Source organism: Shewanella chilikensis (assembly GCF_037953065.1).
In the GTDB taxonomy this organism is placed as follows: Bacteria; Pseudomonadota; Gammaproteobacteria; order Enterobacterales; family Shewanellaceae; genus Shewanella; species Shewanella chilikensis.
Genome location: NZ_CP149966.1, coordinates 1,224,733 through 1,244,807 on the forward strand (window position 1 = coordinate 1,224,733; position 20,075 = coordinate 1,244,807).

A 20,075-nucleotide genomic window follows, 5' to 3' on the forward strand; every position below is an offset into this window, starting at 1 on the left:
TTAGCTCTTGTCTAAATCGCCTTGCTCAGTGCGCTGCGGCGCCTTTCAGCCATTCGGCATCACTTTGAACAAAGGCCAGGGTCAGGCGCGCGAGCGCGGCATAAAAACCGCCGCGATCGCATTCGGTCACCCGCTGACAAAATGGTTCCAACCAACTGAGCAGGCACTCTTGCAGAAACTCCTGTTGCGTTGATGCCGAGGCGTTCAGACACAGATGAGCCTGGTATGCCAGAATCACCGCCAGGTGGTCGGCGGGCTCGGGGAAGTCACCGCTCAGCTGCAGCTGACTTCGCTGCAAAAAGGCCAGCATCTGTTGATGCTGCTCACCAAACAGGGTGACATCCTCATCCGCTTGCAGATAGAGGCCGGCATAGGGCGAAGCGCTCTGTTTACTGCCCACCAGAAACAGCCCGCAAAAGTCTGCCGCTAGCTCCAGCAGCGCCTTGTCTCTGTCCTGCATCCAGGCAATCGCCAGCAGTTTTTGCTCCATCAGCTTGGCTGCTTGCTTGAGGGCGGGATCGCTGCCCAGCTGTTGCCAGAAGGCCTTGCTTTCCGGCGCCGTCAGTTGGCTGAGGCGCTCGGCATTCAACTCGCGGGCGAACAGGCCCGAGAGGAAGTTGTACAGCATGGCTCTGCCTTGATTTAACTGTTCCATTGGCTTACCTCAGTTATCTGCAATTAGTGATGGTGCGAATAAGTCCTCGTGGGACTTGTTCGCACCTTCCCTTAGATTGTTATCTCAATTGGCCCATCGAAGGAGGATACCTTGGGCGCCTTACCGGTGAATTTTTCAAACTCCACCTGGCAAGTGTAGGCCGAGCAGGCCTGCGCCAGCTTGGAGGTACCTATATCCTGAGTCAGGGTATTGGGGTCACCATAGCTGCACAGGGCACCGATTTCGGCGCCGCCTTCGACGCTGCCATCTTTGCCGACCGGCCCATACCAGGCACCTTCATGGATCCGGATAACCCCTTTGGGGAAACGGCCGGAGACGACGGCACCGGCTAGCAGCTGGCCACGGTCGTTGAACACCCGCACCAGATCGCCGTCTTTGATACCGCGGGCCCTGGCATCTTCAGGGTTGATGTAAACCGGCTCACGCCCTTGCACCGTATAGGTTTCGCGATATTCCTTGGACTCACACATCTGTGAGTGCAGGCGCTTGTCCGGGTGGCAGGACTGCAGCCAAACCGGGTACTTATCGCTGCCTGGACCGCCATGGCTGCGCTCGGATTTTTCCATCCAAACTGGGTGGCCCGGGCAGTCATCATAACCGAACTGGGCAATCTTACGGCTGAAGATTTCAATCAGGCCGGAAGGAGTACCCAAGGGGTTGATCTCAGGATCCTCACGGAAGTCGGCGTGTCTGACCCAGTTTTGCCCTTCACCGAAGTGCACATAACCCTGCTTCCAGAACTCGTTGAAGTCCGGCATGGCAAACTTGCCCTGGTTGGCGGCCTTACACTCGTTGTAGAGTTTTTCCAGCCATTCCATTTCGGTTAGCCCGCGGGTGTATTCCTTCTCTTTGCCGAGTATTTTGGCAAAGCGGGTGAATATCTCAAAGTCCGACAGACTTTCAAACAGCGGCTCAACCATCTTGTGCATCGCCAGAATACCGCGGCCGGCGTAGGCACCGTAGACATCGATATCGTTGCGCTCCATGGTGGTACAGGCGGGCAAGACTATGTCTGAGAAGCGGCAGGTGGCGGTCCAGTTCACATCTATGGAGACCACGCATTCCAGCTTGCGGAATGCCTGCTTCATACGGTTTCTGTCCTGATGGTGGTTCCAGGGGTTGTTGCCCGAGAATACCATCATGCGGATATCCGGATAGGTGACCTTGCTGCCGTTGGCATCAATAGTCTTGCCGGGTTCCAGAATGGCATCTATCCAGCGGGCGACCGGAATAGTGCTGCTGGCACCCTTGAAGTCGTTGTTGTCGAACAGTGGCTTTTGGCCTTCGTCCAGGTTACGCGGGAAGGCGCCCGGCGCGGCGGCACCTGTGGCGGGTACGCCGATACCTGAGTAGTGGTGACCATAGCTGATACCACCGCCAGGCAGGCCTATCTGGCCTATCATGGTGGCCAGTACCGCCGCCATCCAGTAAGGCTGCTCACCGTGTTGCTGACGCTGAATACACCAGCCCATCATGATCTGGGTACGGCCCTTGGTCAGGGTACGGGCCAGATCGCGGATGACTTCAGCCTTGACGCCACAGATGGCTTCGGCCCATTCCGGAGTCTTGGCGATGCCGTCTTTGTCACCCAGGAGGTAGGGCAGGAACTCTTCAAAGCCCAGGCTATAGCCTTCGATAAACTTGGCATCGTGCAGCTTGGCTGTGTACATCTCATGGGCGATACCCAACATCAAGGCCACGTCTGTTTGTGGGTTGACGTACAGCTGCTCACAACCCAGATAGGCCTGGGTCTTGGTTTCGACCGGATCTATGCTGATCACCCGGATCTTACCGGCTTTGACCTTTTCCTTGAGCTGCGCCAGATAGGCGAAGGACTCGTGGGTTTCGGCGTTCCAGCCCACCTGCAGGTTTTTGTAAGGATCGTTGGACCAGAGCACTATGGTATCGCTGTGCTCGAGGATCAGCGGCCAGGAGGTGCCTTGAGCGTACACTTCGGTAGAGCCCAGCACATAAGGCATAATCGTTTGCCCGGCGCCGGTGGAGTAGTCGCCCACTTTCTTGACGAAGTTGCCGTGCATGGCGATGGCGCGCTGCATATGGCTGGTGCTCGAGTGCAGCTGTCCGGTGGCACGCCAACCGGTTTGTCCGGCGTGCAGGCCAGATGGGCCGTATTGGGTTTGAATGATATCCAGCGACTCCTTGAACAGAGTCAAGGCCTTGTCCCAGGTGACGCGAACGAAACGGAAGTCGCCGCGTTCATGGGTATTGCTCTTGTGTCCTTTGAGCAGGAAGTCGAGCCGCACCATGGGATAACGGATCCGCGATGGGTTATAGACCAGGCCACGGATGCCACGGATCATGTCGGTGGGATACTTGTCGTATTCCAGTGGTTTGACTTCGGCAATAACCCCGTTGCGGCGCTTGATACGAAATGCGCCGAAGTGGGAGCCTGTGGTCAGCCAGGCGTCACCGTCATCCATCCCCTTGGCCAGCGCCGACAGGGGAGCGAGTACCGAACTGCTTCCGGCAACCACAACGGAAGTGGAGGCCAGGCCTTTTAAAAAGTCTCTTCTGTTCATAACGCCAACCTCTTAGTGCTCTTCTTTGCTGAAGGTGGAAGAATGTTGTTGCAGGTATTTCTGCACCAGTGCCTGGGTGTCCTGATCCATGTTGACGAAGGCCAACATCCCCTGGAACATGCCCGGCCAGGTGTTGGCATCGAAGTGATGCTCATCGGGCTGGGTGTGGCAGACACTGCAACTTGAGGCATAAGTGCTGCGGGCATAACCCCAGAGTGGTGCCAGTTCGGTCAGCAGATAATCGCTGTCGGTCCAGATCTCGGCTTCCACACGCTGCCACTTGAGGCCAGTCATGGGATCTTCTTTCTCTTCAAAGGTCTTGATCACCCCGTCGGTTTCGGCGGCTGCCTTGGTCAACTGAGCCGAGAGGATATTGATACCGAAGCCCATGTAGATCACCCGGCCGGCACCTATCTTTTTACGCCAGCCATCGATGGCGATTTTGACCCGCTTGCCCTTGAGCTCCAACACCTTGATTTCGGTGGCCACGTTCAGAGTACCGGCTTCTTCCGTGCTCTTGTCATCCAGATACAGAGGCTTGGTCAAGGCGCTGAAATATTTGCCGCCCTGTTGCAGTGAAGTTTCACCCGAACCCACTTCGGCAATCAGTTCCGGGGCTCTGGCAGTACCCATATCAGGCAGCTTGTGAGCTATGCCCTTGTGGCAATCGATACAGGACTGATCTTTCTCGGCCGCTTGTTTCATCTGTTTTTGCGCCAGGGCTGACATCTCGTCCCATTTCATTGACTTGTAGTCATGGCAGTTTTTACAGGCCTGGGAGTTGTCACGGGCAAAACGTTTCCATTCACGGCTGGCCATTTCCAGACGCTTGGCTTCAAATTTTTCCGGAGTGTTGACCGTTTGGAACAGCCAGCCCCAGACATCGTGAGATGCTTCCATCTTACGGGCTATCTTGCGGCTCCAGTCGTGGGGCACGTGGCAATCAGGGCAGGTTGCCCGCACGCCGGAGTGATTCGACCAATGCACAGTTTGCTGCAGCTCTTGATAGGGATTGCTCTCCATCGAGTGGCAACTGATACAGAAGGCCTCAGTGTTGGTGGCTTCCAGCGCCGTGTTGAAGCCGCCCCAAAAAACAATGCCCATGATAAAGGCCGACAGGCTGATGGCGCCCAGGCTCAGGTACTTGGTCGGGCGATTGAGAGTACGCCAGATTGCTATTAACCGTTTCATCTATTCAATCCTCTTGTATCAGTGACTGGCGACGCCGCCGAGGGCCAGCATGATCCAGATGATCAGGCCATAGAGGCTGATACCTGTGATGGTCAGGGCCGGAAACAGCATGAAAATAATCAGGCCGTGGGCCATAAGTTCCTGTTTTTTGCTTGATGTGGACTCAGACATAGTGATTGCTCCAACGCAGCAGGGTTTGCTTGATGGGGCCACTATAGGGAAAGGATGTGAATGACGATTGCGCTGCCAATGAATGGGATTTGAGTAAATATGAAAAGTTATGAACAACTGCATATTCAGGATGAGCCACAGATCCCGAAATCTTTTTAGCCGGGGGCGCCAATTTGCAGTATTATCCGCGACCAACAAAGGCTGCGTTGGACATCGTTTGACGATACTCCTTGGTGCCCACCACCTGCAGGTCACGTTTTGTTGTGGATCTCTCACCCGCCCAGCGGGGCTCTCACCTGCCGTAGCCGGCGTCATCTGACCCGAATAAAGAGATCAAAAAGGTAGAATAATTATGATGTCTTCAAAGACAAGTACCGCTGTACCTACTACATCATCATGGCTGGAACGCTTCTTCAATATCAGCGCTCGTGGCAGCACAGTCCGCCAGGAAGTGATCGCCGGTTTGACCACGTTTCTTGCCATGGTTTACTCAGTTATCGTTGTCCCCTCCATGTTGGGAAAGGCCGGGTTTGATCCCGGCTCCGTATTTATTGCCACCTGTCTGATTGCCGCCTTCGGCTCATTGCTGATGGGCCTGTGGGCCAATCTGCCGATGGCGATAGGCTGCGCCATCTCACTGACTGCGTTTACCGCCTTCAGTCTGGTGCTGGGGCAGGGCATGAGCCTGCCTGTCACCCTGGGAGCGATTTTCCTTATGGGTATCGTCTTTACCCTGGTGAGCGTTACCGGCGTTCGCCAGTGGGTGCTTGCTAACCTGCCCAAGGGGATTGCCCATGGTACAGGGATAGGTATCGGCCTGTTTTTGCTGCTGATCGCCACTAACAGTGTGCAACTGATTGTGGCCAATGATACCGGTTTGCCGGTCAAGCTCGGCGACATCCACAGCCTGCCGGTGATCGCCACTGTCGTGGGGCTGGCTGCCACTATCGGACTCGAGCGTCGCCGGGTGCCGGGCGGCATTCTGTTGGTGATCATCGCTCTGTCAGTGTTTGGTTTGCTGTTTGACCCCAATGTGGAGTTCAAAGGCGTGTTTGCCATACCCGACTTAGGCGCAGAAGGCTCTTTGATTGGCCAGCTGGATATCATGGGGGCCCTTAACCCTGTGGTGCTGCCGATAGTGCTGGCGCTGGTGATGACGGCCATCTTCGATGCCACAGGCACCATAAGAGCCGTGGCCGGACAAGCCAATCTGCTGGATAAGGACGACAACATCATAGGTGGCGGCAAGGCGCTGACCTCGGATTCTGTCAGCTCTATTTTCGCCGGTCTGGTGGGCGGCGCACCTGCCGCTGTTTACATTGAATCGGCCGCCGGTACTGCCGCAGGCGGAAAAACAGGCCTGACCGCCACTGTGGTGGGTGTGCTGTTCCTGCTGATGATCTTCCTGGCACCCCTGTCTTATTTGGTGCCAGCCTACGCCACGGCGCCTGCGCTCATGTATGTGGGACTGCTGATGTTGTCCAATGTCACCAAGCTGGACTTCGATGACAAGGTGGACGCCATGGCGGGACTGACTTGCGCGGTATTCATCATACTCTCCTGCAACATAGTCACAGGCATTATGCTGGGGTTTGCAACTCTGGTCATCGGCCGTATCTGCAGCGGTGAGTGGCGCAAGCTCAAGCCAGGTGTATTGGTTATCACCATAGGCCTGGTGGTGTTCTATATGGGCGGCTGGGCCATCTAATCTTGAGGTTCAAGCTTTAGACTTGGCTTCGAGGGCTGACAAGGCCTTGCTTGTTGGCGCTTTTAATTCCCTACAGGGCATACTGACCCTGATCCAATAAGGCGGCCAAGCATCACTGCTTTGGCCGCCGTTTTTATTGCCCCGGAATAGGGATGAGTGGATTAATCCAGCAGCAAGTCGATTTGGTTCAGCGAGCACAGGTGAGCATAAACCGGTGAGTAGACGCCGCGCTTGGCAAATTCCAGTTTAACCTCATCGCTCAGGGCATTGAGTTTTTGCTCGTCGACGATATAGAGGCCATCTATATTGCTCTTTTCACCCTGTTTGTTGGTTACTGTCAGAGTCTTGGGTTGCAGTAATTCATGGCTGGTCAGGGTCTTGACGAACTGCTTGGTGATTTCACGGTACTCAATCAGGTTGCCGATAAATTCGATGCGGTTTTTCAGGAATTCTGTCTGCTCACCGGTTTCGGTAAACAGGGCTTCGCCCTTGTCTTCGCTGACATGCTTGCTGTTGACATCGATACCGATAAGGACATTTTCCTGGCTGGAGTCTCCGGCGGCAAAAGGCTGCATCCGGCACTGCATTGGCAGGTAACGTCGGGTCCAGGTGTTGTCCTTGATAAAGCAGTTGCTCTCAGGCTTCAGAGAGGTGATGGCAACCGGCTGGAAATCTCCACTTTGGCTGTTCTTGGCGAAAATGATCGGGAAACTGGTGGCGGCAGGCAAAAATTCCTGCACCAGCAAAGGCAACATATGGTGCTTCTCAAATTCGCTGAAATCTATGCCTGGAGTGACTTTCAGAGCCTTGTGTGCGCCGTTGTTGAGCGGGACGTATTGTGCTGTCATTGTCTTTTTATCCTTGTTGTTATTTGAGGTTCCGTCAGCCAATCAACTGACGCACCGGAAAATAAATCGTCACTGAAATATCGGCGCCAGAACCGCTTCTTCGGTTGTATTAGTACCGCAAACCAGTAAAAAGTTCAGCTTGAGACTTATTGGCTTGTGACCCCAAGCATGCTGCGGATGTTAACAGTGGTCAAACTGGATGTCATTGTTAAAAATATGTTCGCAAGCGCTGTTTTCAAGGGGACTTGGGAAAATAAAAATTGTCAAAAAAATGTAGAAATAAGGTTTGTACTTGTGTATGTTTACCGATGACAGCGTTGTCATTATTTGTGTGACTATTGTTCTCATGGCCATGTTGTCTTGTAAGGTCTGCATGTCGAGGATGAGGTCTCCTTTACATGCCTTCCACAGTTGAGTATCTGTCGGGCGGCTGCGCAACTGTGTTTTCAATACTGTAGTCTCTCCCCGGAAACTAGAGTGGGCTGGGTGCTGATTTCAGTACCTGGCCATTTTTTTATCCCGGTTGTCACTCAACATAGCTTGTTGAGGTGACAGCCACTGCTTGAGTCGACAGGGAATATGGCATCATGGTGAAAACAATAATAAGGACAGGAGAGTAACGGAATGAAGTTAACTATCGCCGCGTTAGCCATTGCCTTGAGCTTGGGGCTGACGGCTTGTTCTGACAAGCCGCCGGCAACCGGGACTGAACCAGGGCAGAGCCAAGCCGGTTCTTCGTCAAAAGCCTCGTACGAAGATCTGACTCAGAATAAGCTACATAGCTTTGCCCAGAGTTTGCAGCTGAAATATGCCGTGCTGTCCAATGTGCCGGATGATAACTGCGACCCGAGCCGCGCCGAAGGCCGCTGTTTCCAGGCGCAAATTCGCCTGACTCCGAGCGAAGATCTCAGTGCTTCTGACTGGGCCATCTATTTTAGCCAGATGCGTCCGGTACTCTCGGTTGCCTCACCTGAGTTTCATATAGAGCATATTCAGGGCGATCTGCATCGTCTGACGCCAACCGCCGCCTTCGGCGGTTTCAAAAAGGGTGTCAGCGAAATGATCAATTTTCGCGGTGAGCTGTGGCAGCTGTCGGAAATCGATGCCATGCCCAACTATTACATGGTGGTTGAGGGGCTCAAGCCGGAGGTCATCGCCAGCACTGAAGTTAAGCAAGACCCGGATACCGGGCTTGAGTTGCTTCCCTATGTGCAGCCTTACACGGATGCCGAAAAACAATATCGTCGCAGCTCACAGGATAGGCTGCCCTGGGATACCGCCAATGTCGTCTTCGGCCAAAATGCCGATACTCCCGATGATGCCGGCCTTGCGGTGGCAAGCCTTATTCCTAAGCCGGATTCAGTGACTTGGCTTGAACAAACACCTGTCACCCTCAATGCCGGGATTAAGCTTAACCCGAGCCACATAGCTACCGGAGTCGAGCTGCAATCACTCGAGGCGGCGCTCTTGCGCCTACAAAGGCTGGGTGTAAGCCAGAGCGAGCAAGGGTTGGCGCTTAACTTGCTGCCTCTTGAGGAAGGGCAAAGCGAGCACTATCGACTCGAGATTGAGGCCGGCGGAATTAACCTGGCCGCCGCAGACGCCGCGGGTTACTCCTATGGCTTGGCGAGTCTTGCCGCCTTGCTGCAGTTGCCTGCCGATGAGACCCAATCAATAGCACTGCCACAGCTGCGCATTCAAGATGGCCCCAGATACCCGTTTCGCGGCATGCATCTGGATGTTGGCCGCAACTTCCACTCCAAGGCGTTTGTGCTGAGCCTGCTGGAGCAGATGGCGGCCTATAAGCTCAACGTATTGCATTTGCACATGGCCGACGATGAAGGCTGGCGCCTGCAGATCCCCGGTCTGCCGGAGCTGACCGAGATTGGCAGCAAACGCTGCCACGATCTCGATGAAAACCGCTGTTTGCTGCCGCAACTGGGCAGTGGCCCCAATCCTGAGACTCAGGTCAACGGGTACTACACGACCCAGGACTATATAGATATTCTCAAGTTTGCCGCCGCAAGACAGATCCAGGTGATCCCGTCGATGGATATGCCGGGGCACTCCCGCGCCGCCATCAAATCGATGCGGGCACGTAGCCGCAAGCTATTGGCTCAGGGCGACAGTCAGGCCGCCAGCCAATACCTGCTGGCGGATCCCGAGGATGCCACTGTTTACAGCTCTATTCAGTATTACAACGACAACACGCTCAATGTCTGTATGGAGTCCAGTTACACCTTTGTCGCCAAGGTGATAGATGAAATTGCCAAGCTGCATCAGGCCGCCGGAGTACCGCTTAAGCGCTACCACATAGGTGCCGATGAGACCGCCGGTGCCTGGCTCGACTCGCCGGCCTGTGAACGCTTTATTGCGGCCAATTCGCAGCGGGTGGCCGACAAATCTGCCCTCGGCGCCTACTTTATTGAGCGGGTATCGCAGATGCTGGCCGAGCGCGGCATAGAGGCGGCCGGTTGGAGCGATGGCATGAGTCACGTCAACCCGGCCAATATGCCGAGCCCGGTGCAAAGTAATATCTGGGACATAGTCGCCCACGGCGGCTTCAAACGGGCGCATGCCCAGGCCAATCTCGGCTGGGATACTGTGCTGTCCAACCCGGAAGTACTCTATTTCGATATGCCGCCGGCGGCCGATCCGAAAGAGCCCGGCTATTACTGGGCCAGCCGCAGCAGCAACAGTCGCAAGTTGCACAGCTTTATGCCGGATAACCTGCCGGCCAATGCCGAGCAGTGGGGCGATATTGAGGCCAGGCCTTTTATTGCCGATGACACAGAGCAACTCAGCCCACAAGGAAAGCGTCTCAGCGGCCCAATGGCGCCGGGCAGGGGCTTTATTGGCCTGCAGGGGCAACTCTGGAGCGAGACGATTCGCAGCGACACGACCGCAGCCTATATGATTTTCCCTCGCCTCTTGGTTTTGGCGGAAAAGGCCTGGCATAAGCCGGACTGGGAACTGGCTTACCGGCATCAGGGGGCAAGTTACAGCCAGGATTCCGGTTACTTCGTTGCCGAGCAGCGACAGGCGCAGGCAGAGGATTGGCATCGACTGGCCAACATCCTGGGGCATAAGGAGCTGGCCAAGCTGGATAAGGCCGGGGTGCATTACCGTTTGCCGCTGCCGGGCGGCAGAATCAAGGATGGCAAGCTTGAGGCCAATATCATCTTTCCCGGGCTCAAGATCCAATATCGCCTACCAGGAGCTGAGTGGCAGGAGTATCGCGGCCCTGTGGCAATTGCAGCGCCGCTTGAGCTTCGCACTGTCTCACCCGATGGCCGCCGCTATAGCCGGGTTCAGCCACTGAATTAGTCTTTAAGCAGGTACTGATGTGGGCTGGCGTTAACAGATAACGCCAGCCACGCTGCCTGACTTATTTTAATGCCTGGTTTTAATACTTGAGTGGCGTTTAAAAGTGGTTAAGGAAGTCTGAGTCGCTCAAATATAGCGGCTTACTGAGTATTTATTGGTTAATTTTCAATATATTAATCAAGTCAAAGTCCTAGCCATGAGTCTATTGATTTCTGCTGATTAAAAATAAATGACAACGCTGTCATTTTTGATGTAACATTAGTTTAACCACATGGTTAACGATTGCTTTAACTTGAGTCCGCTCAGTGGAATGTCACCGGGTTAATCCTGAAAGGCGCCTTACTGCAGCGATTTGTCAGTGTTCCGCCGCGCCAGATTGCGCCGTGACCATAAAAGAAACAGAAAGAGGTCTGCCATGGGGGAAAACCCGACACCGGATGCACAAGTGTATATAGGGATAGACGGCGGCGGCAGTAAGTGCCGGGCAACCGTCTACTGCCGGCAAAAGGGTGTGCTGGGAACCGGAGTTGCCGGTCGGGCCAATCCTTTGCACGGTCTGAGCCAAACTTTCGACTCCATCATCAGTGCTACAGGTTTGGCCCTGGCCGATGCCGGTCTGCGGCAAGCCGATTGCGCCAATATGGTGGCCGGTCTCGGGCTTGCCGGTGTCAATATTCCCAGGCTTTATCAGGAGATCCTCGATTGGAGGCATCCCTTTGCCGCCATGTACCTGACCACAGATCTGCATACCGCCTGCATTGGCGCCCACCAGGGGGAAGATGGTGCCGTCATCATCACAGGTACAGGCTCCTGTGGTTATGCCCATGTGGGTGAGCGGCAATTGTCTCTCGGTGGTCATGGTTTTGCTCTGGGCGATAAGGGCAGTGGTGCCTGGATGGGCTTGAAAGCCGCGGAGCAGGTGTTGTTGTCGCTCGATGGTTTTGCGCCGCAAACAGCCCTTGGCGCCAAACTGCTGGCCCATTTCGGGGTGACAGATGCCCTGGGGATAGTGGAAAACCTCGCCGGACGCTCCTCCAGTTGTTATGCCGCCCTGGCGAGAATAGTGTTGTCCTGTGCGGCCGAGGGCGATGATACCGCTACCGCTATTGTCAGCGAAGGTGCCGACTATATCAGCCGGTTGGCACGGCGCCTGTTTGAACTCAATCCGCCGCGATTTGCCATGATAGGCGGCCTGGCCGAGCCGCTCAGGCCCTGGCTGGCCGACGATGTGGTCGAACGAATCGCCCCTGTGTTGGCGCCACCGGAAATCGGTGCCGTGCACTTTGCCATGCACCAACATCAAGACTCGCAATTTTCAGCCCGTCCGGCCGATGCCGGCGCATACGACTTAGCAAAGGTGAAACCATGACCCATACCATAATGGAGCGCGAGGCTCGCAGTGCTCCCGAAAAGATTGCCAACCAGTTGCAGGCCAATGACCGGTTAGCCCGAGAACTGGGGCAGCGGCTGCGCGAGTTTGCTCCCAAGTTTGTGATGATTGTGGGTCGCGGCTCTTCTGATCACGCCGGGGTATTTGCCAAGTATCTGTTTGAAATAGAGGCAGGTGTGCCTACTTTTGCCGCCGCGCCTTCGGTGGCCAGTGTCTATGGCAAGCGCTTGCAGTTGGCCGGTGGCCTGGTGATAGTTATCTCTCAGTCGGGACGCAGCCCGGATATTCTGGCCCAGGCCAAGATGGCCCGCGAAGCCGGTGCCTTTTGCGTGGCGCTGGTCAATGATGAAACTGCACCTATCAAGGACATAGTCGATCTTGTATTGCCGCTTCGCGCTGGAGAGGAGCAGGCGGTGGCCGCCACCAAGAGCTATTTGGCTACCCTGTCGGCGCTGCTGCAACTGGCCGCTGCCTGGACCCAGAGCCCTGAGTTGGCCCGCGCCTTAGATGAATTGCCCCAGGCGCTGCAGGCGGCTGTGGATGCAGAACCTCAACTGACTGCCGAATCTTTGCAGGGCAGCAACAATCTGGTAGTGCTGGGACGTGGACTGGGTTATGCCATCAGTAAAGAGATAGCGCTCAAACTCAAGGAAGTCTGTTCTATCCATGCCGAGGCCTTCTCCAGCGCCGAATTTCTCCATGGCCCTGTGACTCTGGTGGAGAACCACCTCAAAATAGTCGATGTCTGTGTGGCCGATGAATCCTATGCCAGCCATCTTGAGCAGATAGCCGAAGTCGGGCGCCGCGGCGCTGAGTTGGTTCACCTCAAGCAAACTGCCAATGAGGTTCATCCCAGAGTCGCGCCTCTGGCATTGCTGCAGCGTTTTTATATCGATGTGGCCGCTGTGGCCATAGCCAGAGGCATAGATCCGGATCAACCGGCCGGGCTTAAGAAAGTCACCCAAACCCTTTGATTAAAGTGGCCGGCGTGCCCAACCTGGATAACGCAGTGGAGAGCAGAGAATGACGCAAACCTTTATCGCTGAGCGCTTGTTCGATGGCAGGCAATATCATCACAATCTGAGCTTTGCCGTGGAGAACGGCCATCTGCAGGCCTTGGGCTCTGCGGCCGCTTCAGATGCTATCCGCCTGCAAGGCCTGGTCGTACCCGGGTTTATCGATGTGCAGGTCAATGGCGGTGGCGGCGCGCTGTTTAACGGCGAGCCTACGCTCGAGTGTATCGCAACCATAGGCCGGGCCCACGCCAGGTTCGGCACCACAGGCTTTTTGCCGACCCTGATCACCGACAGGATCGAAGTGATGAACCGCGCGGCCGATGCGGTGGCCGAGGCGATAGCCAGGCAAAGCACTGGGGTGTTGGGGATACATTTTGAGGGGCCGCACTTGTCTGTGCCGAAGAAAGGCGTGCATCCACAGCAGTATATCCGCCGAATTTCCGATGCCGAGCTGGCATTGTTCAGCCGTCAGGACTTGGGTGTTCGCTTGGTGACCCTGGCGCCGGAAAATATGGCGCCTGAGGTTATCAGTGCCTTGGTCGAGGCCGGTGTCCGTGTTTGTCTAGGTCACTCCAATGCCGACTATGATACCGTGCGTTCGGCCCTGGCGGCCGGTGCCAGCGGTTTTACTCACCTCTACAACGCCATGTCGCCCTTGGGCTCCAGAGCACCGGGTATGGTGGGCGCCGCCATAGAGGACGAGGCCAGTTGGTGTGGCCTTATCGTCGATGGTCACCATGTGCATCCTGCCGCAGCCAAGGTGGCCATCCGCGCCAAGGCCAAAGGCAAGATGCTCTTGGTGACGGACGCCATGCCACCCGTGGGGTTGGATCAAGATGCCAGTTTTGAGCTCTTTGGCCAGCAAGTGCTGCGCCAGGGCGACAGACTCAACGCCATCACAGGAGAGCTGGCCGGATGTGTGCTGGATATGAATACCGCGGTGCGAAACGCTGTCTCTCTGCTGGGGCTCAGTGTTGAAGAATCCATGCGGATGGCGAGCGAGTATCCGGCGGCATTTCTTGGACTCGAGCAACTGGGCCACTTGGCTGCGGGCAAACGTGCCGATTTTCTGGTGCTCGATAATGAACTCAAGGTGCAAAGCACCTATATCGGCGGTCAATTGGTTTACGCCGCCGAGGAAAGAGTGCGCTGAAATAAGCCGTTGCGCCAAGAACACATTAACCGTCTTCACATAAGCAGTGCAGCTTTTACCCGGATAAAGATAATAACAACAGGGAAGCCCTATGACTGAAAAGATAGCGGCGGTAGCTGAGACCGCCAACAAGCCCAGGCTGATGTCGCTCGATGCGCTGCGGGGCTTTGACATGTTCTGGATCCTCGGCGGTGAAGCGCTGTTTGCCGCCCTCTTGCTGCTGACTACTTGGAGTGGCTGGCGTTGGTTCGATGGCCAGATGCACCACAGCAATTGGCATGGTTTTACCTTCTACGATCTTATCTTCCCGCTGTTTATCTTCCTCTCCGGCGTTGCCCTGGGTTTGTCTCCCAAGCGTCTGGACAAGTTGGCGTTTGCCGAGCGACTTCCAAAATATAAGCACGCAGTTAAGCGTTTGGCTTTACTGCTGTTTTTGGGCGTGCTCTACAATCACGGCTGGGGGACGGGCATGCCGGCGGCCCTGGATGAGATACGCTATGCCAGCGTCTTGGGGCGTATCGCCTTCGCCTGGTTTTTTGCCGCCATGCTGGTGTGGCACACAGGGCTCAGAACCCAGATCTATGTTGCAGTCGCTATCTTGCTGGGATACGCCATGGTGCAGCTGTGGCTGCCGGTCCCGGGTGGCAGTGCCGGGGACTTCAGCGCCGCCGGTTCCATCAACGCCTGGGTAGACAGTCATTTCCTGCCCGGGATCAGCTACCAACATAAGCCTTATGATCCGGAAGGCCTGTTATCGACCCTTCCCGCAGTGGTCAATGCTTTGGCCGGTGTGTTTGTGGGCCGCTTTTTGCAGCAGCAAAGTTTTTCAGCCTGGGGCAGGGTAGGTTTGCTGTGTCTGGCCGGGCTTGTTTGTTTGGGGCTTGGCTGGCTGCTTAATCCTCTGATCCCGGTTAATAAAGATCTTTGGACCAGCAGTTTTGTGCTGGTGAGCAGCGGCTGGAGTCTGTTGCTGCTGGCACTGTTCTACGCCGTTATCGATGTGCTTGGGCTGCGTTGGTTGGGTTTCCCCTTTGTGGTGATTGGTTGCAACGCCATCATCATCTATCTCGCTTCCAGTCTGGTTCAGTGGCGCTATAGCAGCGAAAGTCTGCTTGGCGGTTTTATCAATAGCGCTCCCGAGAACTGGCAGCCACTGCTTGGGGTATTGGCCATGCTCGGGGTGCAATGGTTGCTGCTCTGGTGGATGTATCGCAGGCAGTTGTTTATTCGGGTTTAGCTTGCCTAAGTGAGGCGAACAAGCGGCCATCTGTCTGGTTTAAAATTAATGACAGCGTTGTCTTTTTTGTTATTATGACGTAACTTTATTGAAACAAAGCCGTGTATAAAGCTGCCGCGGCATCAAGGTTTCAAGGGTTAAACACCACTCAAGATGGATGGGGCGCCGATAAATTTGGTTGCCAAACAATAAATTACTATAAGAAGCAGGTTTATGAACATGACAGTTGCTACCCCGGCTGACGCAGCCTCAAGAAGCAGTTTTCTGCCTATGACTATCGTAGGTGCGCTGTTTTTCATCTTTGGATTTGTGACCTGGTTGAATGGTTCATTGATCCCTTTTCTGCAAATCATCTGTGAGCTCAATGAGTTTCAGGCACTGTTTGTCACCTTTGCCTTCTACATCGCCTATACCGTGATGGCGCTGCCCATGTCGTCTATCCTGCGCCGTACCGGCTATCGCAATGGCATGGCGGTGGGGCTGGGGATCATGGCCGTCGGCTCTATGCTGTTTATTCCCGCCGCCTTCAGCGCCAACTTTTTGATGTTCCTGCTGGCGCTTTTTGTACTGGGAACCGGCCTGACCATTTTGCAGACGGCGTCCAACCCCTATGTGGTGCATATTGGTCCAAAGGAGAGCGCCGCCATGCGGATCTCCATCATGGGGTTGATTAACAAGGGGGCCGGGGTGATAGTGCCTATCCTGTTTACCGCTTTGGTACTGGCTGATCTGGAAGGGTTCACCGCCGGGCATCTGGCTGCCATGGCCCCGGCCGAGCGAGAAGCCCAAATAAGCGAACTGTCTGCGCGTCTGGTGATGCCCTATATCTATATGACGCTGGCGCTTGTGGTACTGATCGCACTGGTGAAGTTTTCTGCTTTGCCGGAAATCGCCTTCGAGGGAGAAGAGGGAGAGCACGCCGACAAGAGTGGTATAGTGCATTTCCCTCAGGTGGTCCTGGGCGCCATGGCCATCTTTGCCTATGTAGGGGTTGAAGTGATTGCCGGTGATACCATAGGCCTCTATGGTGCCAGCCTCGAGGTCAACAATTTCGCATCCCTGACCTCCTACACCATGGTGTTTATGGTTATCGGCTACCTTTTGGGGGTTAGTTGTATTCCACGTTTTATCAGCCAGGAAAAGGCTTTACTCGCCTCGGCCTTGGCGGGTATTGCTTGCATCTTTGGCATCATCTTCTCATCGGCCGAGAGTCATGCTATCTCGTCGCTGCTGTGGGGATGGAGCGGTATTCCAACTATTCCGGATACAGTCACCTTCGTCGCCTTGATGGGCCTGGCTCACGCTCTGGTTTGGCCTTCTGTGTGGCCGCTGGCGCTGGAAGGGCTGGGCAAGTACACGGCCCAGGGCTCGGCGCTGCTGATCATGGGTATTTCAGGTGGCGCCATACTGCCGCTGATATTCGGCAAGATCGCCCACTTCAGTGACAATGTGCAGTTGGGTTACTGGATAGGCTTGCCCTGTTATCTGTTTATTCTCTTCTATGCGCTGAAAGGCCATAAGATGCGCAGTTGGTAAACAGGGGAATTCCGGGCATAAAGAAGCCACCTGCTAAACAGGTGGCTTCTTGCTTATCAAGGTATCTCTTGTATTCTTCTGTAACTCTGGCTCTTGCAACAAATAGAATAGATAAAGAAACCAGTTAACCTTTCCGTGCCGAGCTTGGCAGGTAATCAATTCCAACTTGGATTAGTCGTACGCTTGTGGCTATGAGCCACTTGCTCCTTGATTGAGCCATTATCGCTGGCATAGATATTAAATGCCGTAGAAGTAGTTACCCAGTAGCAGCGTCAGAGCATAGCCCACCGAGTAGCACAGCAGCAGCGCTGGTACATACTTGAGGTAGGAGACAAAAGTCAGCTCTTTGACCTTGCTCATGGCGATGATCCCGGCCGCCGAACCTATTACCAGCAGAGAGCCACCAACACCTACTGCGTAGGTCAGGCCGAGCCACTCTGGTGTGGTCAGTTGCGGTGCGGCTTTCAAAAGTGCCGCGGTCAGTGGCACGTTATCCAATACCGCCGAGCCCATACCTGTGACAAAGTTGGAAATGTTGGGGTCGTGACGGGCGTAGACCTGGGCCAGCAGATCCAGCGTGCCTATCTCTTTGAGCATACCCACCAACAAGAGGATCCCGAGGAAGAACAGCAAGGTGTCGTATTCCACTTGGCGGATATACTCGAGGATCTGCAGCTCTTCTTTGTCGTTACGGGCTGTGTGGCCCACCAGGAACATGATTGACAACCCGGTGAGGAAAGTCAGCACGGGGGGAATGGCAAACAGAATATTCAGTGCCATGGTCATCAATATGGTGGTGAAGAAGATGATGGCGATCAGCACATCCACTGTCTCGTAACTTTGACGAATAGGTGTGGTGGACACCTCGCCCTTGGCATTGAGGGAGAAGAGTATTGCCAGCAACATCACGCTGAACGCCGCCGGCAGCACCAACATCAACAGCTCTGACATATGCACATGGCCGCCGAGGAAGATCATCAGGGTAGTGACGTCACCCGTTATCAGAGAAACTCCTCCTGAGTTGACGGCAAAGATAATCAATACCGCCATCCGGCGACGCATCTGTTTGTCGAGCTTGAAGGTGGTCAGCAGTCCCAGAGAGACCAAGGTAGCGGTGACGTTGTCACAGATGGCCGACAATACCAGGGAAAACAGGGCGACTTGCAGCATCAGCATCCGGGTGCTCACCCGTTGCGGAAACAGCTTCTGCACTAAAATTTGGATCATGCCCTTGGCGTTGAGGTAGGCCACAAAGGTCATGGTCGACATCAAAAACAGCCAGAGCGTCGCGATTTCCAGCAGGTTTTCATTGAGTTGATGCTCTATTAGTTTTTCATGGCCGGGGTCGCCGGCAGACATGAACAGAGCTATCCAGGAGATACAACCGAAAAACAGAGTCGTTTTGGCTTTGTTGAGGTGAGTCACCTCTTCAAAAATGATACTCAGCAGTGCCAACACCGCCAGTATGATAAGAAAGGTATAGAGCATAAATGCAATTCCAACTGCTGATTTTATGTTCGTCTGCCCTGGGGGATGTGGGCAGTTTTGGTGTCGGCCATCAAGGTTCAATTAATCAAGCTGTGATAGCGCGTGCGGATCAGACCACACTGACATAGATAACGCAACTGTTAACTGGAACACATTTTCTTAGACTTTGTGATAAGTGTCCGCTGGCTTTCGGGGGAATCCAGTGATTTGGTCTGTTTGTTTTTTGTATTTTGGTGTTTTGTACTGATTGGGTTTGTTTGGCAGCGAAACGCGACAGTCGACTCGCGAGCCGGTGGCAAGTTGGCGTGACAGCCATGGTGCAGCCTCAATTGGCTTGTGAGCATGGCGTTGGGTGGAAATTTGCAGAAGGGGAATTGAGCAACCAGAATTCGAGCTGGACGCCAGACAAATTTACCCGGCGGGAGTGGGCATAAGTGGGCATAAAAAACGAGGCCATGTAGGCCCCGTTTTCAATCCATCTGCGGATTACTTCATGCGTGCCAAGACACGTTCGGCTGCATCCAGAGTCGCTTGCAGCTCTTGCTCGCCGTGAGCCATGGACAGGAAGCCTGCTTCAAAGGCGCTTGGTGCCAGGTAGATACCTTCGTCCAGCATGCCGTGATAGAAGGCGCGGAACTGCTCCATGTTGCACTTGGTGACCTGTTCAAAGCCGGTGATCTTCTCTTCATCGGTAAAGAAGAAACCAAACATGCCGCCAACATAGTTGATGGCCATGGGAATACCATGCTTGTCGGCCGCGGCCTTGAAGCCTTCGGCGATACGCTTGGTCTTGGCTGCCAGTTCCTCATAGAGGCCAGGCTCTGACAGGGCTTCCAGCTGAGCCAGACCAGCAGTCATGGCGATAGGGTTACCCGAAAGTGTGCCGGCCTGGTACACAGGGCCAGTCGGGGCAATATACTGCATGACTTCTTTCTTGCCACCGAAGGCACCAACCGGCATACCGCCGCCGATAACCTTACCCAGAGTGGTCAGATCCGGTGTCACGCCATAGTGGCCTTGGGCACCGCTCTTGGAGACGCGGAAGCCTGTCATCACTTCGTCGATGATCAGCAGGGCGCCGAACTGATCGCATAGCTCACGCAGTCCTTCAAGGAAACCTGCAACCGGCGGGATACAGTTCATGTTGCCGGCAACCGGCTCAAGTATGATACAGGCGATATCCTGCGGATGCTGGCTGAACAGCTCTTTGACTGAGTCCAGATCGTTATAGACAGCAGTCAGAGTGTGCTTGGCGAAGTCAGCAGGGATCCCTGGGGAGCTGGGCTGACCCAGAGTCAGGGCGCCTGAGCCGGCCTTAACCAGCAGACAGTCGGCATGGCCGTGGTAGCAGCCTTCGAACTTGAGGATCTTGTCTCTGTTGGTGTAACCACGAGCCAAGCGTATGGCGCTCATGGTGGCTTCTGTGCCAGAGCTCACCATGCGTACCTGCTCTATGGAAGGCACCATCTCAATGACTTTTTCTGCCATCTGCACTTCCAGCTCGGTAGGTGCGCCGAAAGACAGACCGTTCTCCACCGCCTTGAGAACCGCTTCGCGGATCTTGGGATGGTTGTGACCCAGGATCATAGGCCCCCAGGAACCGACATAGTCGATATAGGCTTTGCCGTCGGCATCATAGATATAGGCACCGTCGGCCTTTTCGATGAAGCGGGGAGAGCCGCCTACACCATTGAAGGCACGTACTGGCGAGTTCACACCGCCGGGGATGGTTTTCTTGGCCTGTTCAAACAGGTCTTCAGAACGGGTCATGTTTAATCCTTAAAGTCAGTGGCC

14 protein-coding genes are annotated in these 20,075 nt (G+C 54.9%); 7 read left to right on the forward strand and 7 right to left on the reverse strand.

Annotation, left to right across the window (positions count from 1 at the left end):
• Positions 1 to 25: 25 nt before the first annotated feature.
• The 4 genes from torD to WKR14_RS05710 form a co-directional block, all read right to left on the reverse strand.
• Positions 26 to 655 carry a molecular chaperone TorD gene (torD, locus tag WKR14_RS05695; RefSeq protein ID WP_101054006.1) on the reverse strand — a complete coding sequence of 210 codons (630 nt, stop codon included), beginning with the start codon at positions 653 to 655 and terminating at the stop codon, positions 26 to 28.
• A gap of 71 nt (positions 656 to 726) precedes the next feature.
• Positions 727 to 3,216, reverse strand: a complete 2,490-nt coding sequence (torA, locus tag WKR14_RS05700; RefSeq protein WP_101054010.1) for a trimethylamine-N-oxide reductase TorA — start codon at positions 3,214 to 3,216, stop codon at positions 727 to 729.
• Between the two features lie 12 nt (positions 3,217 to 3,228).
• Complete coding sequence (torC, locus tag WKR14_RS05705; RefSeq protein ID WP_339087497.1) at positions 3,229 to 4,407, reverse strand: pentaheme c-type cytochrome TorC; 1,179 nt, start codon at positions 4,405 to 4,407, stop codon at positions 3,229 to 3,231.
• Positions 4,408 to 4,425: 18 nt separating this feature from the next.
• A complete protein-coding gene (locus WKR14_RS05710) occupies positions 4,426 to 4,578 on the reverse strand; it encodes a nitrate reductase (protein ID WP_025009952.1) in 153 nt (50 codons plus the stop codon).
• A 355-nt stretch (positions 4,579 to 4,933) separates the two neighbouring features.
• Here WKR14_RS05710 and WKR14_RS05715 point away from each other — a divergent pair, with 355 nt between their 5' ends.
• Positions 4,934 to 6,286: an NCS2 family permease gene (locus WKR14_RS05715; RefSeq protein WP_404829479.1), complete on the forward strand. Its 1,353-nt coding sequence runs from the start codon at positions 4,934 to 4,936 to the stop codon at positions 6,284 to 6,286.
• A 161-nt stretch (positions 6,287 to 6,447) separates the two neighbouring features.
• Here the strand turns inward: WKR14_RS05715 and WKR14_RS05720 are convergent, their stop codons facing one another.
• The gene (locus WKR14_RS05720) at positions 6,448 to 7,134 is read right to left on the reverse strand and encodes a SapC family protein (protein WP_025889427.1); all 687 of its coding nucleotides are present in this window, start codon (positions 7,132 to 7,134) and stop codon (positions 6,448 to 6,450) included.
• A 624-nt stretch (positions 7,135 to 7,758) separates the two neighbouring features.
• Between WKR14_RS05720 and WKR14_RS05725 the strand changes: the two genes are divergently transcribed.
• The 6 genes from WKR14_RS05725 (at position 7,759) to WKR14_RS05750 (ending at position 16,793) form a co-directional block, all read left to right on the forward strand.
• Complete coding sequence (locus WKR14_RS05725) at positions 7,759 to 10,461, forward strand: family 20 glycosylhydrolase (protein WP_339087499.1); 2,703 nt, start codon at positions 7,759 to 7,761, stop codon at positions 10,459 to 10,461.
• 415 nt (positions 10,462 to 10,876) lie between these two features.
• Positions 10,877 to 11,830, forward strand: a complete 954-nt coding sequence (gene nagK / locus WKR14_RS05730) for an N-acetylglucosamine kinase (RefSeq protein ID WP_144437959.1) — start codon at positions 10,877 to 10,879, stop codon at positions 11,828 to 11,830.
• Positions 11,827 to 12,825: a glucosamine-6-phosphate deaminase NagB-II gene (gene nagB-II, locus WKR14_RS05735; RefSeq protein ID WP_144217325.1), complete on the forward strand. Its 999-nt coding sequence runs from the start codon at positions 11,827 to 11,829 to the stop codon at positions 12,823 to 12,825. Before nagK ends, nagB-II begins: the two co-directional genes overlap by 4 nt.
• Positions 12,826 to 12,874: 49 nt before the next feature.
• Positions 12,875 to 14,020 carry an N-acetylglucosamine-6-phosphate deacetylase gene (gene nagA / locus WKR14_RS05740; protein ID WP_339087500.1) on the forward strand — a complete coding sequence of 382 codons (1,146 nt, stop codon included), beginning with the start codon at positions 12,875 to 12,877 and terminating at the stop codon, positions 14,018 to 14,020.
• Between the two features lie 91 nt (positions 14,021 to 14,111).
• Positions 14,112 to 15,257, forward strand: coding sequence for a transmembrane glucosamine N-acetyltransferase NagX (gene nagX / locus WKR14_RS05745; RefSeq protein ID WP_339087501.1), 1,146 nt, complete (start codon positions 14,112 to 14,114; stop codon positions 15,255 to 15,257).
• Between the two features lie 219 nt (positions 15,258 to 15,476).
• Entirely contained in the window at positions 15,477 to 16,793 is a 1,317-nt protein-coding gene (locus WKR14_RS05750) for a sugar MFS transporter (RefSeq protein WP_339087732.1), read from the forward strand.
• Positions 16,794 to 17,030: 237 nt separating this feature from the next.
• Here the strand turns inward: WKR14_RS05750 and nhaD are convergent, their stop codons facing one another.
• Both nhaD and hemL read right to left on the reverse strand, forming a co-directional pair.
• Positions 17,031 to 18,281, reverse strand: a complete 1,251-nt coding sequence (gene nhaD / locus WKR14_RS05755) for a sodium:proton antiporter NhaD (RefSeq protein WP_226564331.1) — start codon at positions 18,279 to 18,281, stop codon at positions 17,031 to 17,033.
• A gap of 486 nt (positions 18,282 to 18,767) precedes the next feature.
• Positions 18,768 to 20,051: a glutamate-1-semialdehyde 2,1-aminomutase gene (gene hemL / locus WKR14_RS05760; protein WP_144380184.1), complete on the reverse strand. Its 1,284-nt coding sequence runs from the start codon at positions 20,049 to 20,051 to the stop codon at positions 18,768 to 18,770.
• Positions 20,052 to 20,075: the final 24 nt, after the last annotated feature.

Bases quoted from the DNA above. Each gene is read 5' to 3' on its own strand.
- WKR14_RS05725 (WP_339087499.1), top strand. From the start codon at position 7,759: ATGAAGTTAACTATCGCCGCGTTAGCCATTGCCTTGAGCTTGGGGCTG.
- WKR14_RS05750 (WP_339087732.1), top strand. From the start codon at position 15,477: ATGACAGTTGCTACCCCGGCTGACGCAGCCTCAAGAAGCAGTTTTCTG.
- WKR14_RS05710 (WP_025009952.1), bottom strand. From the start codon at position 4,578: ATGTCTGAGTCCACATCAAGCAAAAAACAGGAACTTATGGCCCACGGC.
- nagK (WP_144437959.1), top strand. From the start codon at position 10,877: ATGGGGGAAAACCCGACACCGGATGCACAAGTGTATATAGGGATAGAC.
- hemL (WP_144380184.1), bottom strand. From the start codon at position 20,051: ATGACCCGTTCTGAAGACCTGTTTGAACAGGCCAAGAAAACCATCCCC.
- torD (WP_101054006.1), bottom strand. From the start codon at position 655: ATGGAACAGTTAAATCAAGGCAGAGCCATGCTGTACAACTTCCTCTCG.
- nhaD (WP_226564331.1), bottom strand. From the start codon at position 18,281: ATGCTCTATACCTTTCTTATCATACTGGCGGTGTTGGCACTGCTGAGT.
- torC (WP_339087497.1), bottom strand. From the start codon at position 4,407: ATGAAACGGTTAATAGCAATCTGGCGTACTCTCAATCGCCCGACCAAG.
- nagX (WP_339087501.1), top strand. From the start codon at position 14,112: ATGACTGAAAAGATAGCGGCGGTAGCTGAGACCGCCAACAAGCCCAGG.
- WKR14_RS05715 (WP_404829479.1), top strand. From the start codon at position 4,934: ATGTCTTCAAAGACAAGTACCGCTGTACCTACTACATCATCATGGCTG.
- nagB-II (WP_144217325.1), top strand. From the start codon at position 11,827: ATGACCCATACCATAATGGAGCGCGAGGCTCGCAGTGCTCCCGAAAAG.
- torA (WP_101054010.1), bottom strand. From the start codon at position 3,216: ATGAACAGAAGAGACTTTTTAAAAGGCCTGGCCTCCACTTCCGTTGTG.
- WKR14_RS05720 (WP_025889427.1), bottom strand. From the start codon at position 7,134: ATGACAGCACAATACGTCCCGCTCAACAACGGCGCACACAAGGCTCTG.
- nagA (WP_339087500.1), top strand. From the start codon at position 12,875: ATGACGCAAACCTTTATCGCTGAGCGCTTGTTCGATGGCAGGCAATAT.